Consider the following 17,438-nt stretch of genomic DNA (forward strand, 5'->3'; position numbering starts at 1 on the left):
TGCGCGGAGCCCGGATTTTTTTGGGACGAAGATGATACACTTTGATTAGGGATTGACTTGGAGCGAAGGCGGGATCGGCATGATTGAAGAATCGGTAATCTTGGTCGTGGACGACGACCAGAGCATCGTTGAATTATTGAGGGACTTTCTGGAGAATGACCGCTTCCGGGTCGTGACGGCGAGCGATGCGGATGAAGCATGGACGATGTTCCGGCAAAATGCCATTCACGGCATTATCCTGGACATCATGATGCCGGGACAGAACGGATTTGATCTCTGCCGGCGCATTCGGGCGGAGAGCAGCGTTCCCATTCTGTTCTTGAGCGCGCGAAGCGAAGACGTGGACAAGATTCGCGGACTAACCCTCGGGGGAGATGATTATATCGTCAAAACCGCTTCGCCCGGCGAGATCGTTGCGCGGGTAAAGGCTGTTCTTCGCCGCACGGGAGCACCGCAATCCAGTAAGGGCCAAGTGCTTGATTATGGCCGTATTAAGCTGGATATGGCTACGAGAGAAGTATGGGCAGATCAAGCAAGCGTCGCATTAACGCCGAAGGAATATGAGCTGCTGCGATTGTTCATGGAGCATCCGAAGCAGGTATTTACTTATGATCAGCTGCTGCAGAAATTCTGGGACGGCATCGGAGATAAACATACGATTCGCGTTCATTTGAGCCGTCTGCGCGAGAAGATTGAGCTAAATCCCGATCAGCCGCAGCATCTTATCAATATATGGGGAATCGGCTATCGCTTCGAGGGTGGTGGGTAATATGCATAAGCTTCGTCTTCGCACTTATTCCTTGCTCGGCTTGGGGCTTCTTTTGCTGCTGCCATGGCTTTTCTTCGTTGCTGCCTTTTTCATCATGACGCAATCGCTGCATATTAGAGAGGACCGGCCGGATTCTTATGCGGTTCCCATGGCTGCTGCCTTTGGGGGTCTGCTGGTCGCCTTTGTTATCATCGGCTTGCGAATGAGGGGGCTGCTCCTGAAGCCGCTTGAAGGACTGGGCTTGGCAGCCCGGAAGGTTGCGGGAGGCAAGTGGGACGTTGAGCTGCCTCAATCGGCCATTCGCGAGATCGCCGATGTTCGGGACGGGTTCGAACGAATGGTGAGCGGGCTTCAAGACTCGCAAGGGAAGCAAGCAAAGCTGGAGGAGGAACGGCGATTCATTATCGCCGCCGTAGCGCATGACTTGCGGACGCCGTTGTTTGCCTTGCGTGGCTATTTGGACGGGCTAGAGCAGGGCATAGCGCAAACACCGGAGCAAATCTCGAAATATGTGGCCGTATGCAAGCAGAAGTCCGCGCAATTGGACCGGCTGGTCGAGGATCTCTTCACCTTTGCGAAGATGGAGTATCAGGAGGCGGAATTAAGCAAGAATGCGGCCAACTTTGGGGACATCATTCAAAAGTCGATCGAAAGCCTGGAACCGCAAGCGGATGTCAAGCAAATCTCGATCCTCGCTCAGTCCGTGCCGAATGATTATGTCATTCGGGCGGATTCGCATTTGCTGGAGCGCGCCATAAGCAATTTATTGGACAATGCCGTACGGCACACGCCGGAGGACGGACGTATTCTCCTTCAATATTGGAGGGAGCAAGACCGGGTATCCTTCACTATCCACGATTCAGGGTTGGGCTTTACGCTTGAAGAGCAGGAACAGGTATTTGAACCTCTATATCGGGGGGAGAAATCCAGAAACCGCGCGACAGGAGGCGCCGGATTAGGGTTAACCATATCCAGGCGAATCATTAGGCAGCATGGAGGAGAGTTGGCTGCAGCCAACCACCCGGCGGGAGGCGCGATTCTCTCGGGCTGGATTCCTGCTGAACGAAACGGCTGAGGCCATGAGGACTGCATGATCGTGGTATGATAAAAGGCAGAATGGAGGAGTAATAGTGGGAAATACGGATAAGTTTGAAATGATCGCCAATAGTTACGACACTCCCGAAAGAATCCATATTGCACAGGTATCCTCCGATGCCATTCGCGGTTATTTGGTTGACGCCAAGAGCAAGAACGCTATTGATTTCGGATGCGGAACGGGTCTTGTCGGAATGAACCTGTTGAATGAGTTTAACTCGGTGCTTTTTCTCGATACCTCACCCAACATGATTAATCAAATACGGCAGAAAATCACGGATTTGCGCCTTCAGAATGCAGATACGTTATGCTTTGATTTTGAACGGGAAGGGTTAACGGATTTGCGTACCGACTATATATTCATGGCGCAGGTGCTGCTCCATATCCCTGATGCCGAGCTCGTTCTAACCCGTTTATTCGATGTTCTCAACGACGGAGGACATTTGCTGATCGTGGATTTTAATAAAAACGAAAAGGTCGTGTCGGATCTCGTTCATAACGGCTTTGACCAAGCGGAACTAACGGAAATGATGACTAAAATAGGATACGGGAATATACAATCCAAAACCTTCTATCAAGCAAGTGTAATATTTATGGGACAAGATGCATCGATGTTTATTCTTGATGCACAGAAATAACCTGCCCTTTTACGCAAAAGCATGGGGAACCTCACCATTAACCGGCCAATAGATTTACCAGTAAAACTTTTTTTTGATATAATATTTGGTAGATTTATGGATTGGTTTTACGGAAACGTGGAATCCTGTTAATAGGAATAACGAGAGAAAAGAGGAATGGAAATGTCCTACGTCGTTGATTTTAAGAATGTGTCCACGGTTGGTTTGGAGTCTTCCCCTGTCGTAGAAACGCTTGCCGGTCTGCGGGCGAATGAAGCCAGGTATTTTATGACCAAGTACAAGCATGAATTTACGGTTGTGCCGGCGAGCGAGAGCCAGGAGAGCCTGGATTATGTGAACCGGATTCTGAAGGAAGAGCGTGGACTTGCGTTCGCGGCCAAGCCATTGGAAACATCGCAGTTCCAGGTGGAAAACATCAAGTTTACTTACGTTTTTTACGAGGACGGGCTTTCGCTTAATGTCATGTACACGGTGGATGATCCCAAGAAGCGGGCGGTTGGCTTCAAGCTCTCCGAGGGAATGGAAGTGCCGCAGGAGCTGGAAGGGAAATTCAAGTTTGCTAGACAGAAGTCCAAGCTGGCGGGGACGATCCGGGGCTCGTATTTTGTCATCAAAGGCGAATACTAATACGTTGTAAATACAGGAGCAAGGCCATTCCTTTTATAGAAGGAGTGGCCTTTTTGCCGTCTCATGCGCCGAATGGCATCATAAACTTCTTAAATCTTGTCAACAGTATGATTGACAAAACCTCGTTTTCCTTTTGTTGTTCTGGCGGCAGGCATGACTTACGATGATAGTAATCGGACGGCTTTGCCGGATCGATAAAAGAAAGCGATTTTATAGAGGAGGAACCCAAATATGCAGCAAGTGCAAAACAGTTCTCCAACCGGGGGAATTCGTGTGGGAGTCCAGAAGTTTGGACGTTTTCTCAGCGGTATGGTTATGCCCAATATTGGTGCTTTTATAGCATGGGGGATCATAACGGCGTTGTTCATTCCTACGGGATGGCTGCCAAACGAAACCCTTGCAAAGCTCGTTGATCCGATTATCAAATACCTGCTTCCGTTGCTGATCGGTTATACCGGCGGCACGATGATTCATAAGCAGCGCGGCGGCGTTATTGGCGCACTGATGACGATGGGCATTATCGTCGGCACGGAAATCCCGATGTTCCTCGGGGCCATGATTTGCGGACCGTTGGCCGCATGGGTGCTGAAGCAGTTCGACAAATCGATCGAGGGCAAAATCAAATCCGGCTTTGAGATGCTGGTGAACAATTTCTCGCTTGGTATTATCGGTGCCATTCTTACTTTAATTTCTTATACCGGCGTTGGTCCGGTTATCGAACAGCTGACCAAAGTTTTATCGAACGGCGTGGAGTTCCTGGTTAACCACAACCTGATCCCGCTGGCCAACCTTATTATTGAACCGGCCAAAATCCTGTTCCTCAACAATGCCATCAACCATGGCGTGCTGAGCCCAATCGCCTTGGAGGAAGCATCCCGGACAGGACAATCGATTCTCTTCATGCTTGAATCGAACCCGGGCCCTGGCCTTGGCATTCTGCTGGCGTATATGATTGCCGGCCGCGGTACAGCCAAGCAATCCGCTTCCGGCGCAGCCATCATACATTTCTTCGGCGGGATTCACGAGATTTATTTCCCTTACATTCTGATGAATCCGCGTTTGATTCTGGCTGTCATTGCCGGCGGCGTAACCGGTACGCTGACCTTCTCGATGTTTGGGGCCGGTCTTGTTGCTCCTCCTTCGCCGGGCAGTATCTTCGCTTATGTTGCAATGGCGCCTAAGGGCGGTCTGCTCGCAGCTCTCAGCGGGGTTGTAACAGCGGCAATCGTCTCGTTTGTTGTGGCGGCGCTGCTGCTCAAGACCTCCAAGAAAGAAGCCGAGGACGGGGAAGACCTGGAGCAAGCCGCGGAGAAAATGAAGCAAATGAAGGCGGCGGGCACGACGGCAGCTGCGGCAAACGCGGTTGCGGCAGGGGCGGCGATGGAAGCGGGCGCACAAGTCTCGCAGCCGGCCGACGCGGCGGACCAGACGCTCAAAGCCAAAGAGGATGTTCATAAAATCGTCTTCTCCTGCGATGCAGGCATGGGTTCAAGCGCAATGGGCGCATCGATTCTGCGGAAGAAAATGAAAGCCGCCGGTTCGGAGATTACCGTAACCAATACGGCAATCAGCGATATTCCGGGCGATGCGGACATTGTCATCACGCACAAAACGCTCACGGAGCGGGCTAGAATTCAGGCCCCTAACGCAGAGCATATCTCCATTGATAATTTCCTGAAAAGTCCGGAGTATGACAAGCTCGTCGACCGGCTCTCGTAAGGGATCCTTTCTCCTCAAGGCTGCTGGCGTCGGAAATGTTTTTCCGGCGCCCGGGGCCATTCTATCGTTATAGGAAGGGTTTTGCGAAATGCGTATATCCAGCCGATCCCGCCGGATTCTTGAATTATTGCTCCGAAGCGATCAAGACCTGACGGCGGCTCAGATCGCGGCAGAGATTCAGGTTAGCTCAAGAACGGTACATCGCGAGTTAGCTGCGGTAGAGGAGATACTAAGGGCCGAAGGTGCGGAACTGCTTAAAAAATCGGGCTCGGGCATACGCCTGAAGGGCGATGAGGCGAAGCTTAAGCGAATAGCCGCGCTTGTCTCCGTGCCCGAGGATTTCGAGTTTTCGCCGGAGGAAAGACAGATTTATCTGTTATGCCTGCTTCTGGAGAGTGCCGAGCCGGTCAAGTTATTTACGCTCGCGCATGAATTCAAGGTAACCATTCCTACCGTAGCTCACGATCTGGATGAGCTTGACGGCTGGATAAGCAAATATGGAGCTTTATTGATTCGGAGAAGAGGTTATGGCGTAGAGCTGACCGGCGAGGAAGAGCAGCTTCGGGAGATGATCCGTCAGCTTATTACGCTGCGGCTTGACGATACGGAGCTGATTGCCAGCCGGGTTGAGCCTCCGCTTCATCCGCTCGACCGGCGCTTGTTCACTCTGGCGGGACAGTCGGAGATGGCGGCCGTCGAGCGCATCTTATGGGGCTGGGAAGAGCATGGGGGCAGCCGGTTGAGCGAGGACTCCTATACCGAGCTGTTAATCCGGCTGTCGATTGCGCTGCGGCGAATCCGGGCGGGATACTCCGGGCTGCAGCAAGGCGGAAACGCCACAACGCATTTCGAAGCCGACGCCGTGTACCTTGCGGACCGGCTGGCAGAGCTTACGGGGCAAGACATGACGCCGGCCGAGACGGCTTATATCGGCAGGCTGCTGCGATCGGCGCAGACAAATGATCTCTCCGTATTGCCTGCAGACGATCTGGCGTTAACCGAAACGGTTCGTTCCCTGATCGACCGCGTGCAGAGCGCTATGGGGGCGGATTACGACAAGGACCGCTCTCTGCGCGACGGGTTGTTCCTTCACTTGAAGGATGCCTTGCAGCGGCTGAAAGAGGGGACGAATATCCGCAATCCGCTGCTCGATCAGATCAAGAAGGATTATGCCTCCTTGTACAGGATCGTTCGCAAAGCGGCGGATCAAGTCTTCTCCGATGTTGTTGTGCCGGATGAGGAGATCGGATTCCTCGTCATGCATTTCGGAGCTTCGCTGGAGCGGCTGAAGCAGCTGCGGCACAATGTCCGTGCCATTCTGGTCTGCTCGAGCGGAATCGGCTCCTCCAAGCTGCTGCAGATTCGTTTGCAGAAGGAGCTGCCGGAGATTCAAATCGTTGACCGCGTATCCTGGTACGAGGCAACTCGTACGGGGAAAGACAAATACGATCTTATTATTTCAACGGTAGACCTGCCTCTTAACAGCGAGCAATATATGAAGGTTACTCCGCTCCTGACGCAGGCCGAGGCGGACCGGCTAAGGACGTTTGTCCAAACGGGACTGGGTCACAGGAGCGAGGGCGGGCTGGTCAAGGAAGAGAAGGCGGGTGCAGAAGCAACCACCTTCGAGCAGCTGGTCAGTCTTCAGACGACGCTGGATGAGATGGTGAGCCTGATCAAGCGCTTTGAGGTTGTAAGGGTCAAGGGGCAGAGCGGGGATTTGCCGGTTATTCTGCAAGAAGCCTGCATGCATGAAGAAGCCAAAGGCGTGCTTGCCGATGCCGGACTCGTCGCGCAGCGGCTTATGCAGCGCGAACAAAGCGGCAGCCAGATGATACCGGGAACCTCGGTTGCTTTGTTTCATACCCGGGGGGAAGAGATTATGCGGCCGTCCCTGTCGTTATACCGATTGGAAAAGCCGCTGACGGTTGAAGCCGGCTCTCCTTCGCGGTTAAGTCATTTCTTATTAATGCTGGCGCCGCGCACCTTATCCAAGGAAGCGCTGGAAGTATTAAGCGAAATAAGCGCCATGCTGCTCGATACCTTTATGATTGATTTGCTCGAAGCCGGCGAGGAAGCCGACATTCGAGACTATATAACCGTGCATCTTAGAATGTTTTTCAATATAAAAGCGGAAGCGAGTGACGTACAATGAGTATTCTGTCTACGAATAAAGTGAAATTGAATGCGGCGGTGAAAGATAAATACGAAGCCGTTCGACTGGCTGGCCAGCTGCTGGTAGACGCGGGGCATGCGGACCCAAGCTATGTGGAAAGCATGATTGAACGTGAAAATTCTCTTTCCACCTATATGGGCGGCGGCCTTGCTATTCCTCACGGAACAAACGAATCGAAGGGCTCCATCAAGTCGACGGGCCTGTCCATCGTTCAAATTCCGGCGGGCGTGGATTTTGGCGAAGGCAATATCGCGCATCTGGTCATCGGGATTGCGGCGGTTGGCGACGATCATCTGGAGATCTTGACGAATGTCGCGATGGTCTGCTCCGATGATGACAACCTGGAGCGAATTCTGAAAGCTTCCACTGCCGAAGAAATGATTGAGATCTTCGAAAGCGGGATGGAATCATGAAGGCCTTACATTTTGGAGCGGGCAACATTGGGCGCGGATTTATAGGACTTCTTCTGTCGCAATCGGGGTATGAGGTGATTTTCTCCGACGTGAATCAGGTGCTTGTCTCCGAGCTTCGGAAGCGCGGAGCCTATACCGTAACGCTTGCGAATGCCGCCAAGGATCAGCTGCAGGTTACGGGCGTAACGGCCATTGACGGAACGAAAATAGACGATGTTGCCGCCGCGGTGGCGGAAGCCGATCTGGTGACCACGGCCGTAGGCGTCAACATCTTGAAGCATATCGCGGCGGGCATCGCCCGCGGCATCCAGAAGCGGATCGACAGCGGCAAGGGGCGTCTGGCTATTATCGCCTGCGAGAATGCGATCGGCGGCAGCACCCAGCTGAAAGAGCATGTATATGGACATCTGGATGAAGAGACAAAGGCAAAAGCGTCTGAAATCATTGCTTTTCCCGATGCGGCCGTAGACCGGATCGTTCCGATTCAGCATCATGAGGATCCTCTCGCGGTAACGGTGGAGCCGTTCTACGAGTGGGTTGTCGACGAATCCGCGATGTTCGAAGGGTACAAGCCGGTTGGAGGCGTCCATTATGTCCAAAATCTTATGCCCTATATCGAGCGCAAATTGTTTACGGTGAACACGGGTCACTGTGCCGCAGCTTACCTGGGAAGCCTTGAGGGCTATGAGACGATCCAGCAGGCGATGGCCGATGAGACAATCGTTCGCGACGTGAAGGCGACGCTCAAGGAGACGGGAGCCGTTCTGGTTGCCCAATATGGATTTGACCAAACGGAGCATGACCGCTATATCGAGAAAATTATCGGGCGGTTCCGCAATGATCAGCTGACCGACGAGGTAACTCGCGTCGGGCGTTCGCCAATTCGCAAGCTGTCGCCCAATGACCGGCTGGCGAAGCCGGCTATGCAGGCTCACGAACGGGGCATAAAGCCCGTGCAGCTGGCTAAGGTCATGGCGGCGGCCCTAAGCTTCGTGAATGCGGATGATCCGGAGGCTGTCTTGCTGCAGCAATCGATTAAGGATAAAGGCGTTCGGCAAACGGCTGCTGAGTACACGTCCATTCCGGCGGGACACCCGGTATTCGAGCTGATCATGGACAGCTATGAGGCTATTTCGGATCCGCGCAAGAAAAACACAGTTTAAGGGAGGTTCGCAATATGGCCAATATCATTAGCGGTGTTGCCGCATCTCCCGGAATCGCTATTGCGAAAGCATTCCGGTATATCAATACACCCTATATTCCTCAGCAGAAGACCATTACGGATGCTATTGCGGAAGCCGGCCGTTTCCGGCAGGCGATCGAGCAATCCAAAATCGAGATTGAAGAGATCCGCTTAAAGACCGAGCAAAGACTTGGCGCGCAAAAGGCGGAAATTTTTGAAGCGCATCTGTTTCTGCTGGAAGACCCCGACCTTATTGATTCGGTGCTTGATAAAGTGAAAGACGAACAAGCCAGCGCGGAATACGCTTTGTACGAAGTGACGGCAGCCGTCGTGGAGATGCTGCTAGAGCTCGACAACGAGATGGTTCGCGAGCGCGCGGCCGACGTGAAGGACGTATCCGGGCGGCTCATGAGCCACCTGCTCGGCAAGCCGTATGCCTCGCTGTCCGGCATTTCCGAGGAGACGATCATCCTCGCAGAGGATTTGACCCCTTCGGATACCGCGCAGCTGGATCTGAATGTTATCCTCGGCTTTGTAACGGAAATCGGTAGCCGCACGTCGCATTCCGCCATTATGGCACGCTCGCTTGAGATTCCCGCCATTGTTGGCGCGGGCGCGGCATCCGCAGCCGTTGCGGATGGAGCCCTGGTCATCATGGACGCAACAGAGGGCAAAGTGATCGTTGATCCTTCGGAGGAAGTACTGGCCGAGTATCGGGAGAAAAAGAAGCAATACGATGAGCGCAAGGTGCAGCTGAAGCGACTGGCCCGGCAGCCGTCGGTAACGGCGGATGGCGAGCACCTGGAGCTTGCGGCCAACATTGGCAGCGTCGAGGACTTGAACAAAGTGCTGGAGAACGGCGCCGACGGCGTCGGATTGTTCCGCACGGAGTTTCTTTATATGGGACGAAGCTCGCTTCCGACGGAGGAAGAGCAGTTCCAAATCTACAAGCATGTGCTCGAGAAGCTAGGCGGCAAACGCGTCGTGATTCGCACGCTGGATATCGGCGGAGACAAAGAGCTTCCTTACCTGGAGCTTGCGAAGGAGAGCAATCCGTTCCTTGGCCTTCGCGCCTTGCGTCTATGCCTCACGAGGGAAGACTTGTTCCGTACCCAGCTCCGGGCACTGCTCCGGGCAAGCGTGTTCGGCAAGCTGAACATTATGTTCCCGATGATCGCGGTATTAAGCGAGCTTCGCGAGGCGAAGCGAATATTGGAGGAAGAGCGCGTGAAGCTGCAGCAGGAAGGGATTCCGGTGTCCGACTTGATCGAGGTGGGCATGATGATCGAGATTCCTGCCGCTGCGATTGGCGCCGATTATTTTGCGAAGGAAGTGGATTTCTTCAGCATCGGCACGAATGATCTGATCCAATACACGATGGCGGCAGACCGCATGAACGAGTCGGTAGCCTATCTGTATCAGCCTTATCATCCTTCCATCCTGCGGCTTGTTCGCATGGTTATCAAAGCAGCCGAACGCGCGGGGATTTGGAGCGGCATGTGCGGCGAGATGGCCGGCGATCAGACGGCGATTCCGCTTCTGCTCGGGATGGGATTAAACGAGTTCAGCATGAGCGCCGGTTCCGTGCTGCCAGCACGCGAGCTGATTGGCAAGTTATCCAAGCAGGAATGGGCGTCTCTGTCGGAAGAGGCTCTTGGAATGAGCACGCAGGAAGAAGTACAACAATTTGTTAAGCAAAGGAGACCCCTATAATGCTATCGCAAACCTATACCGTTATTCACCCATCCGGGTTCCATGCCCGTCCGTCCAAGCTGTTCGTTCAGGCGGCAACGGAATTCCCTTGCAGCGTGAAGCTGATCAAAGGGACCAAAAAAGTGAACGGCAAAAGCTCGCTGGGCTTGCTGACTCTAGGGTTGGCAAACGGCGACGAAGTTACGCTCGAGGTGGACGGCGAGCGCGAGGAAGAAGCGCTTCAGACGCTGGGCGCCATGTTGACCAAGATTTACGAGGAGTAAGACTGCGGGGTTGTTGCATGAACCTGCGGTTATCTAAGGGCACCCTGCCGGGTGCCTTTTGATTTTATTCTAATGCTGATATAGTGAACCTATTAGAGACAAAGAGACAAAGGAGATTCAGTATGGACAACAATGACAACCATTTCATGTTAAGCGATGACGCGGCTTATGAAAAAACGATGTTTGGAGCACTCGGGATGCGCATTATCGAATGTACGGGGGAGCGCGTTGTAGGTACAATGCCCGTGGGCCCTTCTACTTGGCAGTACTTTGGCGTCCTGCACGGAGGCGCATCGGTTGCTCTTGCCGAGACGGTAGCGAGCGTGGGCACGTACAATCTGATCGATAAGGAGAACCAGCTTGCCGTAGGGATGGAGATCAATGCGAATCATATCCGCTCGAAGCGGGATGGCATGGTTACCGCCGTTGCGACTCCTCTGCACAAAGGACGGACAACGATGGTCTGGGATATCAAGATCACCGACGAGGAAGACCGTCTGATCTGCGTGTCCCGCTGTACGGTAGGGATCATCCCCAAAGTGCGGGAGAGCAGATAGTTAACAGGGTGGAGCAGCTACTCCATGACAAGCCCGCCGGTTACGGGTGTGTAGGTTCCCGTCAGGAACCGCGCGCCGTCTCCGGCGAGAAAAACGATTACATCCGCCACATCTTCCGGCTCGGCGATCCGGCCAAGCGGCGTGAAGCTGCCGATGACGCGGCTCTCGTCATCGGAAATCATAAAGGGCTCGCCGCTCCTCACGAAGCCAGGGGCGACCACATTGGCCGTAATCCCGTGAGGGCCGAATTCTTGAGCGATATACCGGGCAAACGTATCTAGTCCGCCCTTCGCCGTGCCAAAGGCGATATATTCGGGAGTAGGGTCTTTGCCCTCCGTGCCGGACAGATAGATGATCCGGCCCGAATGCTGTTCTATCATGCCGGGAATGACAGCCTTTGTTGGTTCAAACGCCGCCTGTAATTCACCGGTCAGCTGCCGTTCGAAGGACGCCCAGGACAGCTCGGCAAAAACCGCCGCTTCGGCATCATGGCCCGCATTGCACACCAGAATATCAATCCGCCCAAGCTTTTGCTTCACGGCTTCCACAAGCCGTTCCATTTGCTCCTTGCTGCGGGCATCCGCCGGCATCGACATGGCTTCGCCGCCGCTTGCGGCAATCTCGGATACGACGGCTTCAGCGGCCATCTCGTTTCCTCTCCCGCTCACAACAACAACCTTCGCTCCATGTTTGGCGAGCGCTATTGATGTTGCTCTTCCAACCCCCTGGACGCCCTCGGTCACCATTGCTATTTTTCCTTGCAAGTTCATGATGAACAACCCCCCGTTCCTGACTCATTCCTTGTCCAGCGCACCATATTGTCTTGCAATATCCATAGCAGTCTGCCTGACTTTAGAGGCAACGGAAGCAGGCTCAATCACAACAACATCGGTCATATATTGCAGCACCATGCGGATCAGCCAGTGCTCGCTCAAGCAGGTCATTCGCACCATAAGCCGTCCGTCCGGGAGCCGCTCGATATTTTTCTCGTCAAAATGGTCCATGACGGATACGGCAGCTGAGGCTTTAAACTGAAGGACAGCCGTAAATCCCTCAGCGGCCTCGTTCCTCTCCGGCTTCTTCCACCTGTCGTTCAGCTGAGCAAGCGATTCCGCCCGGCGGATGAAGGTGCCATCTAGTATTTGTAATTCACGGATACGCGTCAGCTTGAAGATGCGGTAATCGTCGCGCAGGCGGCAATAGCCATGAAGGTACCAGGAGTAATTCTTGAGCACAAGCGCCATCGGCTCTACCTCGCGCTCTTGTTCTTCGCTTGTTCTGCCCGTATAGCTGAAGCGGATAAGCTTCCGGTCATTCACGGCCTGGCGAAGCAAGTTGTAGCGGCTTTGGTCTTCCTCGCTGTTTTTCCAAGGAGTGAAGTCAATATGAATGCGGTCTCCTTCGCCTGCCCGGCCTTGCTCGGCCTGTGCTACCATCGCGCCAACCTTGCCGAGCAGAAGATCCATATTCGAGCGGTCATAAGCCTTCGTAGACTCAAGACCGCGAAGAGCGGTGGAGAGGGCGGTCAGCTCATCGAAGGACAGCAGCTGCCGGTCCAGCCGGAAGCTGTCCATGATCTCATAACCGCCTTCCATGCCGGTATAGGAGACGATGGGAATGCCGGCCTGACCGAGCGAATCGAGATCGCGATAGATCGTGCGCAGAGACACCTCAAGCTGGTCCGCCAATTCCTGCGCCTGTACCCGCTTTCGATTAAGCAGCAATATCGTAATGGTCATTAACCGTTCAAGCTTCATGGTCATCTCTCCCAGACCGGCGTGCTTCCGCCCGCCATTATATGTGAATTAGTGGGCAACCGCCGCGAGCTCTTCGTCTTCGGCTGCGGGCTCCATTTTATCCTTCGTCATCAGGCATGCCGCGGCTAGCGCAAGTACGGCGGGAATCAGGCTCCAGGCAAAGGTTGCTCCAATGGAGCTCGACAGCCCGGCCGTAATGGTATCCAGCAGCTGAGGATCGACGGTTTCGCGAAACGCCGGATTCAGCAAGGCATGGGGATCGCTTAGATTCAAATCCGCCGGAACCGCCACGTCGCCGTTGCCCAGCGTGCCCGTGAGCTTCGTGAGCATGCTATGGCTTTGGATGATTCCGAAGATCGTAATGCCAAGCGACATGCCAAGCGAGCGATTGAAATTTAACGTCGAGCTTGCCGCCCCGCGCTGCGCGGCAGGGAAGGAATGCAGCACCGAGGTGCTTAATACCGAGAAGGATGCGCCAATCCCAAGTCCAATCAGAATCATAATTCCCGTGATGGAAAGTCGAGAAGATTCTACCGTAATTTGGGAGAGAAGGGCAAGGCCCGTCAGCAGGATCGCGAGCGTCCCGATCATAATGGTCCGGTATTGCAGCTTTGTCATTAGAAATCCGCCCAGCGTCGCGGTAACAACCGAACCCAGCATCATCGGCAATAAAGTCAGCCCGGAATTGGAGGCAGAGCCGCCAATGACGCCTTGCACGTAGATCGGAATAAAAATCGCCGCCGTCATGTAGGCTGCGCCGCTAAGCATGGCGACCAGATTGCTCGTCGTGTACAGTCTGCTGCGGAACAAGCGGAAGGAGATGATGGGTTCCGCCGCTTTTTTCTCAACGACGACAAGCAAGAAGGCAAGGACGGCAAATCCGGCGAACAATCCGATAATTTGCGCGGAATCCCAGGCATACGTTTTACCGCCGAGCTCCAGCGCGAATATAAAGCAGACGACAGCCCCAACGAGAAGAACAGAGCCTGCCCAGTCGATCTTTTGAAGCGAATGCGCTGCCGATTCCTTGTAGAACAGGGCAATCAGCACCAAGGCAATGAGGCCAAGCGGCAGATTGATGTAGAAGTTCCACGACCAGTTCAGATGATCGGTGATGTATCCGCCAAGCAAGGGACCAACCACGCTCGACAAGCCGAATACCGCTCCGAATGCGCCCATCATTTTACCGCGGTCCTTAGGCGATACGACGTCGAACAAAATCGTAAACGCGATGGAGACCATTGCTCCGGCGCCTACTCCCTGCACCGCGCGGTAGATGCTTAACTCCACGATTGACTGCGCCATTCCGCATAACGCGGAGCCGATCATAAACACGATGATCCCGAAGATAAAGAACCGTTTGCGCCCGTACATATCGGACAGCTTGCCGAAGATTGGCATGCAGGCCATCTCCGCGACCATATATGCGGTGGTGACCCAGACGAATTTATCGAGTCCCCCCATCTCGCCGACAATCGTGCCGATGGCTGTTGAGACAATGGTGTTGTCCATGGATGCCATCAGAATGGCAAGCAGCAGTCCTCCAACGATAGCAGCTAACTTGTTTGTCATATGCTTCATTCCTTCCTCTAATTAAGTGGTTGCTTAACAATCATCTGAGATCATCATAAGCTACCCTTGTTGACAACAGTCTGTCAGGGAAGAAAGGCGTTTCTAAAAAAAGTTTCGGCTCTTCAAAGATCATAGGCACAGCCTATCATCATCATACGAAATCATAAATTGTCGCAGGCGCCGCGCCATTATACAATCATAAATGTAGCAAGGCTACACAAAATGAATAAAGAAAAGGGAGAGATTCGATATGTCGAAAGCAGTATTCTATCATGCAGGTTGTCCGGTTTGCGTAGAGGCGGAGCAAGTATTCTTGAGCTTCCTGGACGAGAAAAAAGTAACCGTCGAGGTCGTACACCTTGGCCAGCAGCCGGACCGCGTCGCGGAAGCCGAGCAAGCAGGACTGAAGTCCGTTCCGGCGGTTGTTATCGACGGCACCGTATACCACATCAACTTCGGCGCGAGCATGGAGGAAGTTAAGAAAGGCTAACCGTTCTTAACTTGCATGTTAACGGGCGGCAAGGTGCACGGCGCCTTGCCGCTTTTTAATTTCCGCAGGTCCTTTCGTGCTTCCCTTATAGCTTAACTTTGCTCACGGAAGGTATGATAAGGGGTGAGGTGAAAGGCAATATGATCTATAATCCGCAGCATCGCAATAAGGACAGGGCTGCACGAGTCAGTATGGCCTTGTTGCGATTGGCGCAAGCTATCAAGACCATCAATCAGGAAGAAAGCGCGGAGTTTGAATTGTCGCCCGTTCAAATTCAAGCCTTGCTGTTTGTTCAACATACACGGGAAGACATGGCGACCGTAGGAAACTTTACGAAGATGATCGGTTCCTCGCATGTAACGGCAGTCAAAGTGCTGAATGGTCTTGCATCCAAAGGGCTGATCCGTAAAATTCCGAATCCAGCGGACCGCAGAGTTACGAGGCTGACGCTCACGAATAACGGAGAGCTGGCCGCAAGCAAGCTTGATCAATGGGGAAATACGCTTGGACAAATCGTTGAGACCTTGGAGGAAGCCCAGCTCGAGCAATTGGAGACAGGCCTCGGCGCCATTATTTCCAGCCTGAATCGGCAAGGACGGCTTGTTGTAGCGGAGCCCTGTTTAGGCTGCGTGCATTTTCGTCCCCATGCAGCCGAGGGGCCATCGCCCCACTTTTGCCGCCTGATCCAAAAATATTTGACGCATGAAGCTTCCCTGCAGGAATGCCCGGAGCATACGGAGGCGTTATAGTTGCGGGGTAACCGAGGCGCTAATATGCTCGATGAACACCTTGCTGGCCGCACACAAATACTTGTTGCGGCGATAAGCGATTCCAATCTGAACGCTCAAAACCGGATCTGCGATCGGGATGATTCGAATGGCAGGCTGCTTCAATCGCTGCAAATACGATAAGGGCAAGATGGCGGCACCGGCCCCTGCATCCACCATGCTTATCATGGCGTCCAGCGCATTAAGCTCCATGACCGTTTTCGGACAGATGCGATGCTCACGGAAAAGGCCGTCCAAAAACTGTCGAAGGCGATAAGGATTCTGGAGCATGACCATGGGTACATCCTGAAGGGAAGCCAGCTTGATCTCCGAAAGCCCGGCTAATTCGTTATCCTTATGTACGGCTAAGGCAAGAGCCTCATCGTAGAGATGGGCCACGTGCAATTCCTCGTGTTCAACCGGTAAATATACAATTCCGATATCAAGTTCATTGTGCAGCAGCTTCTCAATTATCTCTCCGTGCCGCAGCCCGGATAAAGCTAATTCGATTTGAGGGTAATGGGCATGAAAATTCTTGATGGCCGAAGGCAGGAGCTGATTCATGACGGAATGCAAGGCGCCTATTTTGAGCGTGCCTCTTTTCAGTCCTTGCAGTTCATTTAGGGCAGCCTGCGCTTGTTCTAATTCATGAAAGACATTGTAGCAATGCTTAAGCAGGATGCTGCCTGCTTCCGTAATGGAGATTTTTTTGCCTATGCGATCAAACAAGGGCATGCCGGCCTCATGCTCGATAAGACGAATTTGCTGGCTTAATGAAGGCTGGGAGATGCGAAGCTTCTCGGCTGCCCGCGTGAAATGCAGCTCCTCGCATACGGCTACAAAATATTCGAGTTGTCTCAGTTCCATGCTGCGGGTCAGCTCCTTTTTAGTCCTTATTATACAAGTTGTCCTAAGCAGTTGAAACGGTGAGAAGAGGAGGAACCCTATGAATAATAGAAGTGATTCGCCTATCAAAAGCGCCGAGGTCGTATCCCTTAATGTCGGCCAGCCAATTGTGGTGGAGCATCGAAACAAAGAGGTCCGAACCGGAATTTATAAGATGCCCATTGCAGACGGCGTTTATCTTTCAAGCTTGAATTTTGAAGGGGACGGTCAGGCTGATTTGGAGCATCACGGCGGCAAGGACAAGGCAGTCTGCGTCTATCCCTCCGAGCATTTTGCTCACTGGGAGCAGGTGCTTGGCGTACAGCTTAATCCAGGGGCGTTTGGCGAAAATGTAACTACAAAAGGGATTCTTGAAAGCCAGATTTGTATCGGGGACGTCTTTCGGCTAGGGGAAAGTTATGTACAGGTGAGCCAGCCCAGGCAGCCATGCTTCAAGCTGTCCGTGAAATACAACCTGCCCGCGCTTCCGCTTCTGGTGCAGACCACGGGATATACCGGCTATTATTTCAGGGTGCTGCAAGAGGGCTTCGTCCATGCGGAAGCGGGGCTTGTCTTGGAAGAAAGACAGCAGGATGCCGTCACGATCTCGTACGCGAATACGATTATGCACCAGGATAAGAAGAATATTGAAGGAATGGAGCGGATTCTTGCTCTTCCTTCGTTGTCCGCCAGCTGGAGAAAGACGTTTGCGAAGCGTTTGCAGGGCGAAGTGACGGACACGGCCGCGAGATTGTCGGGCAAGGAATAATAGCGAAGGGAGGGCGAGAGCCCTCCCTTTGCTATAGCCGATTTA

18 protein-coding genes are annotated in these 17,438 nt (G+C 53.3%); 14 read left to right on the top strand and 4 right to left on the bottom strand.

Annotation, left to right across the window (positions count from 1 at the left end; all coding sequences use genetic code 11):
- Positions 1-79: 79 nt before the first annotated feature.
- The 11 genes from M3194_RS10185 to M3194_RS10235 all read left to right on the top strand — a co-directional run bounded on the left by M3194_RS10185 (position 80) and on the right by M3194_RS10235 (position 11,153).
- The gene (locus tag M3194_RS10185; RefSeq protein WP_251653328.1) at positions 80-769 is read left to right on the top strand and encodes a response regulator transcription factor; all 690 of its coding nucleotides are present in this window, start codon (positions 80-82) and stop codon (positions 767-769) included.
- A 1-nt stretch (position 770) separates the two neighbouring features.
- Positions 771-1,844: a sensor histidine kinase gene (locus M3194_RS10190; RefSeq protein WP_251653329.1), complete on the top strand. Its 1,074-nt coding sequence runs from the start codon at positions 771-773 to the stop codon at positions 1,842-1,844.
- Between the two features lie 55 nt (positions 1,845-1,899).
- Entirely contained in the window at positions 1,900-2,502 is a 603-nt protein-coding gene (locus M3194_RS10195; RefSeq protein ID WP_251653330.1) for a class I SAM-dependent methyltransferase, read from the top strand.
- A 162-nt stretch (positions 2,503-2,664) separates the two neighbouring features.
- A complete protein-coding gene (locus M3194_RS10200) occupies positions 2,665-3,129 on the top strand; it encodes a phage tail protein (RefSeq protein ID WP_251653331.1) in 465 nt (154 codons plus the stop codon).
- A gap of 231 nt (positions 3,130-3,360) precedes the next feature.
- Entirely contained in the window at positions 3,361-4,848 is a 1,488-nt protein-coding gene (locus tag M3194_RS10205; protein WP_251653332.1) for a PTS mannitol transporter subunit IICB, read from the top strand.
- Between the two features lie 88 nt (positions 4,849-4,936).
- On the top strand, positions 4,937-7,003 hold the full coding sequence (locus M3194_RS10210) for a BglG family transcription antiterminator (protein ID WP_251653333.1): 2,067 nt from the start codon (positions 4,937-4,939) through the stop codon (positions 7,001-7,003).
- Positions 7,000-7,437, top strand: coding sequence for a PTS sugar transporter subunit IIA (locus tag M3194_RS10215; protein ID WP_251653334.1), 438 nt, complete (start codon positions 7,000-7,002; stop codon positions 7,435-7,437). Before M3194_RS10210 ends, M3194_RS10215 begins: the two co-directional genes overlap by 4 nt.
- Positions 7,434-8,600, top strand: a complete 1,167-nt coding sequence (locus M3194_RS10220) for a mannitol-1-phosphate 5-dehydrogenase (protein ID WP_251653335.1) — start codon at positions 7,434-7,436, stop codon at positions 8,598-8,600. Before M3194_RS10215 ends, M3194_RS10220 begins: the two co-directional genes overlap by 4 nt.
- A 14-nt stretch (positions 8,601-8,614) precedes the next feature.
- Positions 8,615-10,333, top strand: coding sequence for a phosphoenolpyruvate--protein phosphotransferase (ptsP, locus tag M3194_RS10225; RefSeq protein ID WP_251653336.1), 1,719 nt, complete (start codon positions 8,615-8,617; stop codon positions 10,331-10,333).
- On the top strand, positions 10,333-10,596 hold the full coding sequence (locus M3194_RS10230; protein ID WP_251653337.1) for an HPr family phosphocarrier protein: 264 nt from the start codon (positions 10,333-10,335) through the stop codon (positions 10,594-10,596). The genes ptsP and M3194_RS10230 overlap by 1 nt, the downstream gene beginning before the upstream one ends.
- 122 nt (positions 10,597-10,718) lie before the next feature.
- Entirely contained in the window at positions 10,719-11,153 is a 435-nt protein-coding gene (locus M3194_RS10235; RefSeq protein ID WP_251653338.1) for a hotdog fold thioesterase, read from the top strand.
- A gap of 17 nt (positions 11,154-11,170) precedes the next feature.
- Here the strand turns inward: M3194_RS10235 and M3194_RS10240 are convergent, their stop codons facing one another.
- Genes M3194_RS10240 through M3194_RS10250 form a run of 3 tightly spaced genes read right to left on the bottom strand, consistent with a single transcriptional unit; the run spans position 11,171 to position 14,482 of the window.
- On the bottom strand, positions 11,171-11,923 hold the full coding sequence (locus M3194_RS10240; RefSeq protein WP_251653339.1) for an SDR family NAD(P)-dependent oxidoreductase: 753 nt from the start codon (positions 11,921-11,923) through the stop codon (positions 11,171-11,173).
- A 24-nt stretch (positions 11,924-11,947) separates the two neighbouring features.
- The gene (locus tag M3194_RS10245; RefSeq protein WP_251653340.1) at positions 11,948-12,910 is read right to left on the bottom strand and encodes a helix-turn-helix transcriptional regulator; all 963 of its coding nucleotides are present in this window, start codon (positions 12,908-12,910) and stop codon (positions 11,948-11,950) included.
- Between the two features lie 48 nt (positions 12,911-12,958).
- Positions 12,959-14,482 (bottom strand): MDR family MFS transporter, encoded by a 1,524-nt coding sequence (locus M3194_RS10250; protein WP_251653341.1) that lies wholly within the window; start codon positions 14,480-14,482, stop codon positions 12,959-12,961.
- Positions 14,483-14,732: 250 nt separating this feature from the next.
- Between M3194_RS10250 and M3194_RS10255 the strand changes: the two genes are divergently transcribed.
- Together M3194_RS10255 and M3194_RS10260 are read left to right on the top strand one after the other, a co-directional pair.
- The gene (locus M3194_RS10255) at positions 14,733-14,972 is read left to right on the top strand and encodes a glutaredoxin family protein (RefSeq protein ID WP_251653342.1); all 240 of its coding nucleotides are present in this window, start codon (positions 14,733-14,735) and stop codon (positions 14,970-14,972) included.
- 140 nt (positions 14,973-15,112) lie between these two features.
- Complete coding sequence (locus M3194_RS10260; RefSeq protein ID WP_251653343.1) at positions 15,113-15,721, top strand: MarR family winged helix-turn-helix transcriptional regulator; 609 nt, start codon at positions 15,113-15,115, stop codon at positions 15,719-15,721.
- Here the strand turns inward: M3194_RS10260 and M3194_RS10265 are convergent.
- Positions 15,716-16,606, bottom strand: a complete 891-nt coding sequence (locus M3194_RS10265; protein ID WP_251653344.1) for a LysR family transcriptional regulator — start codon at positions 16,604-16,606, stop codon at positions 15,716-15,718. The two genes, M3194_RS10260 and M3194_RS10265, sit on opposite strands and share 6 nt — an antisense overlap.
- 79 nt (positions 16,607-16,685) lie before the next feature.
- On the opposite strand from M3194_RS10265, the gene M3194_RS10270 reads away from it, so the two are divergent.
- Positions 16,686-17,393, top strand: a complete 708-nt coding sequence (locus M3194_RS10270) for an MOSC domain-containing protein (protein ID WP_251653345.1) — start codon at positions 16,686-16,688, stop codon at positions 17,391-17,393.
- Positions 17,394-17,438: the final 45 nt, after the last annotated feature.

Source organism: Paenibacillus glycanilyticus (assembly GCF_023715145.1).
Taxonomy (GTDB): domain Bacteria; phylum Bacillota; class Bacilli; order Paenibacillales; family Paenibacillaceae; genus Pristimantibacillus; species Pristimantibacillus glycanilyticus_A.

What these genes read in the sequence shown, in the direction of transcription:
- M3194_RS10220 (WP_251653335.1), top strand. Translation starts at nt 7,434, where the DNA reads ATGAAGGCCTTACATTTTGGAGCGGGCAACATTGGGCGCGGATTTATA.
- M3194_RS10235 (WP_251653338.1), top strand. Translation starts at nt 10,719, where the DNA reads ATGGACAACAATGACAACCATTTCATGTTAAGCGATGACGCGGCTTAT.
- M3194_RS10255 (WP_251653342.1), top strand. Translation starts at nt 14,733, where the DNA reads ATGTCGAAAGCAGTATTCTATCATGCAGGTTGTCCGGTTTGCGTAGAG.
- M3194_RS10265 (WP_251653344.1), bottom strand. Translation starts at nt 16,606, where the DNA reads ATGGAACTGAGACAACTCGAATATTTTGTAGCCGTATGCGAGGAGCTG.
- M3194_RS10230 (WP_251653337.1), top strand. Translation starts at nt 10,333, where the DNA reads ATGCTATCGCAAACCTATACCGTTATTCACCCATCCGGGTTCCATGCC.
- M3194_RS10185 (WP_251653328.1), top strand. Translation starts at nt 80, where the DNA reads ATGATTGAAGAATCGGTAATCTTGGTCGTGGACGACGACCAGAGCATC.
- M3194_RS10240 (WP_251653339.1), bottom strand. Translation starts at nt 11,923, where the DNA reads ATGAACTTGCAAGGAAAAATAGCAATGGTGACCGAGGGCGTCCAGGGG.
- M3194_RS10205 (WP_251653332.1), top strand. Translation starts at nt 3,361, where the DNA reads ATGCAGCAAGTGCAAAACAGTTCTCCAACCGGGGGAATTCGTGTGGGA.
- M3194_RS10190 (WP_251653329.1), top strand. Translation starts at nt 771, where the DNA reads ATGCATAAGCTTCGTCTTCGCACTTATTCCTTGCTCGGCTTGGGGCTT.
- ptsP (WP_251653336.1), top strand. Translation starts at nt 8,615, where the DNA reads ATGGCCAATATCATTAGCGGTGTTGCCGCATCTCCCGGAATCGCTATT.
- M3194_RS10245 (WP_251653340.1), bottom strand. Translation starts at nt 12,910, where the DNA reads ATGAAGCTTGAACGGTTAATGACCATTACGATATTGCTGCTTAATCGA.
- M3194_RS10260 (WP_251653343.1), top strand. Translation starts at nt 15,113, where the DNA reads ATGATCTATAATCCGCAGCATCGCAATAAGGACAGGGCTGCACGAGTC.
- M3194_RS10250 (WP_251653341.1), bottom strand. Translation starts at nt 14,482, where the DNA reads ATGACAAACAAGTTAGCTGCTATCGTTGGAGGACTGCTGCTTGCCATT.
- M3194_RS10270 (WP_251653345.1), top strand. Translation starts at nt 16,686, where the DNA reads ATGAATAATAGAAGTGATTCGCCTATCAAAAGCGCCGAGGTCGTATCC.
- M3194_RS10215 (WP_251653334.1), top strand. Translation starts at nt 7,000, where the DNA reads ATGAGTATTCTGTCTACGAATAAAGTGAAATTGAATGCGGCGGTGAAA.
- M3194_RS10210 (WP_251653333.1), top strand. Translation starts at nt 4,937, where the DNA reads ATGCGTATATCCAGCCGATCCCGCCGGATTCTTGAATTATTGCTCCGA.
- M3194_RS10200 (WP_251653331.1), top strand. Translation starts at nt 2,665, where the DNA reads ATGTCCTACGTCGTTGATTTTAAGAATGTGTCCACGGTTGGTTTGGAG.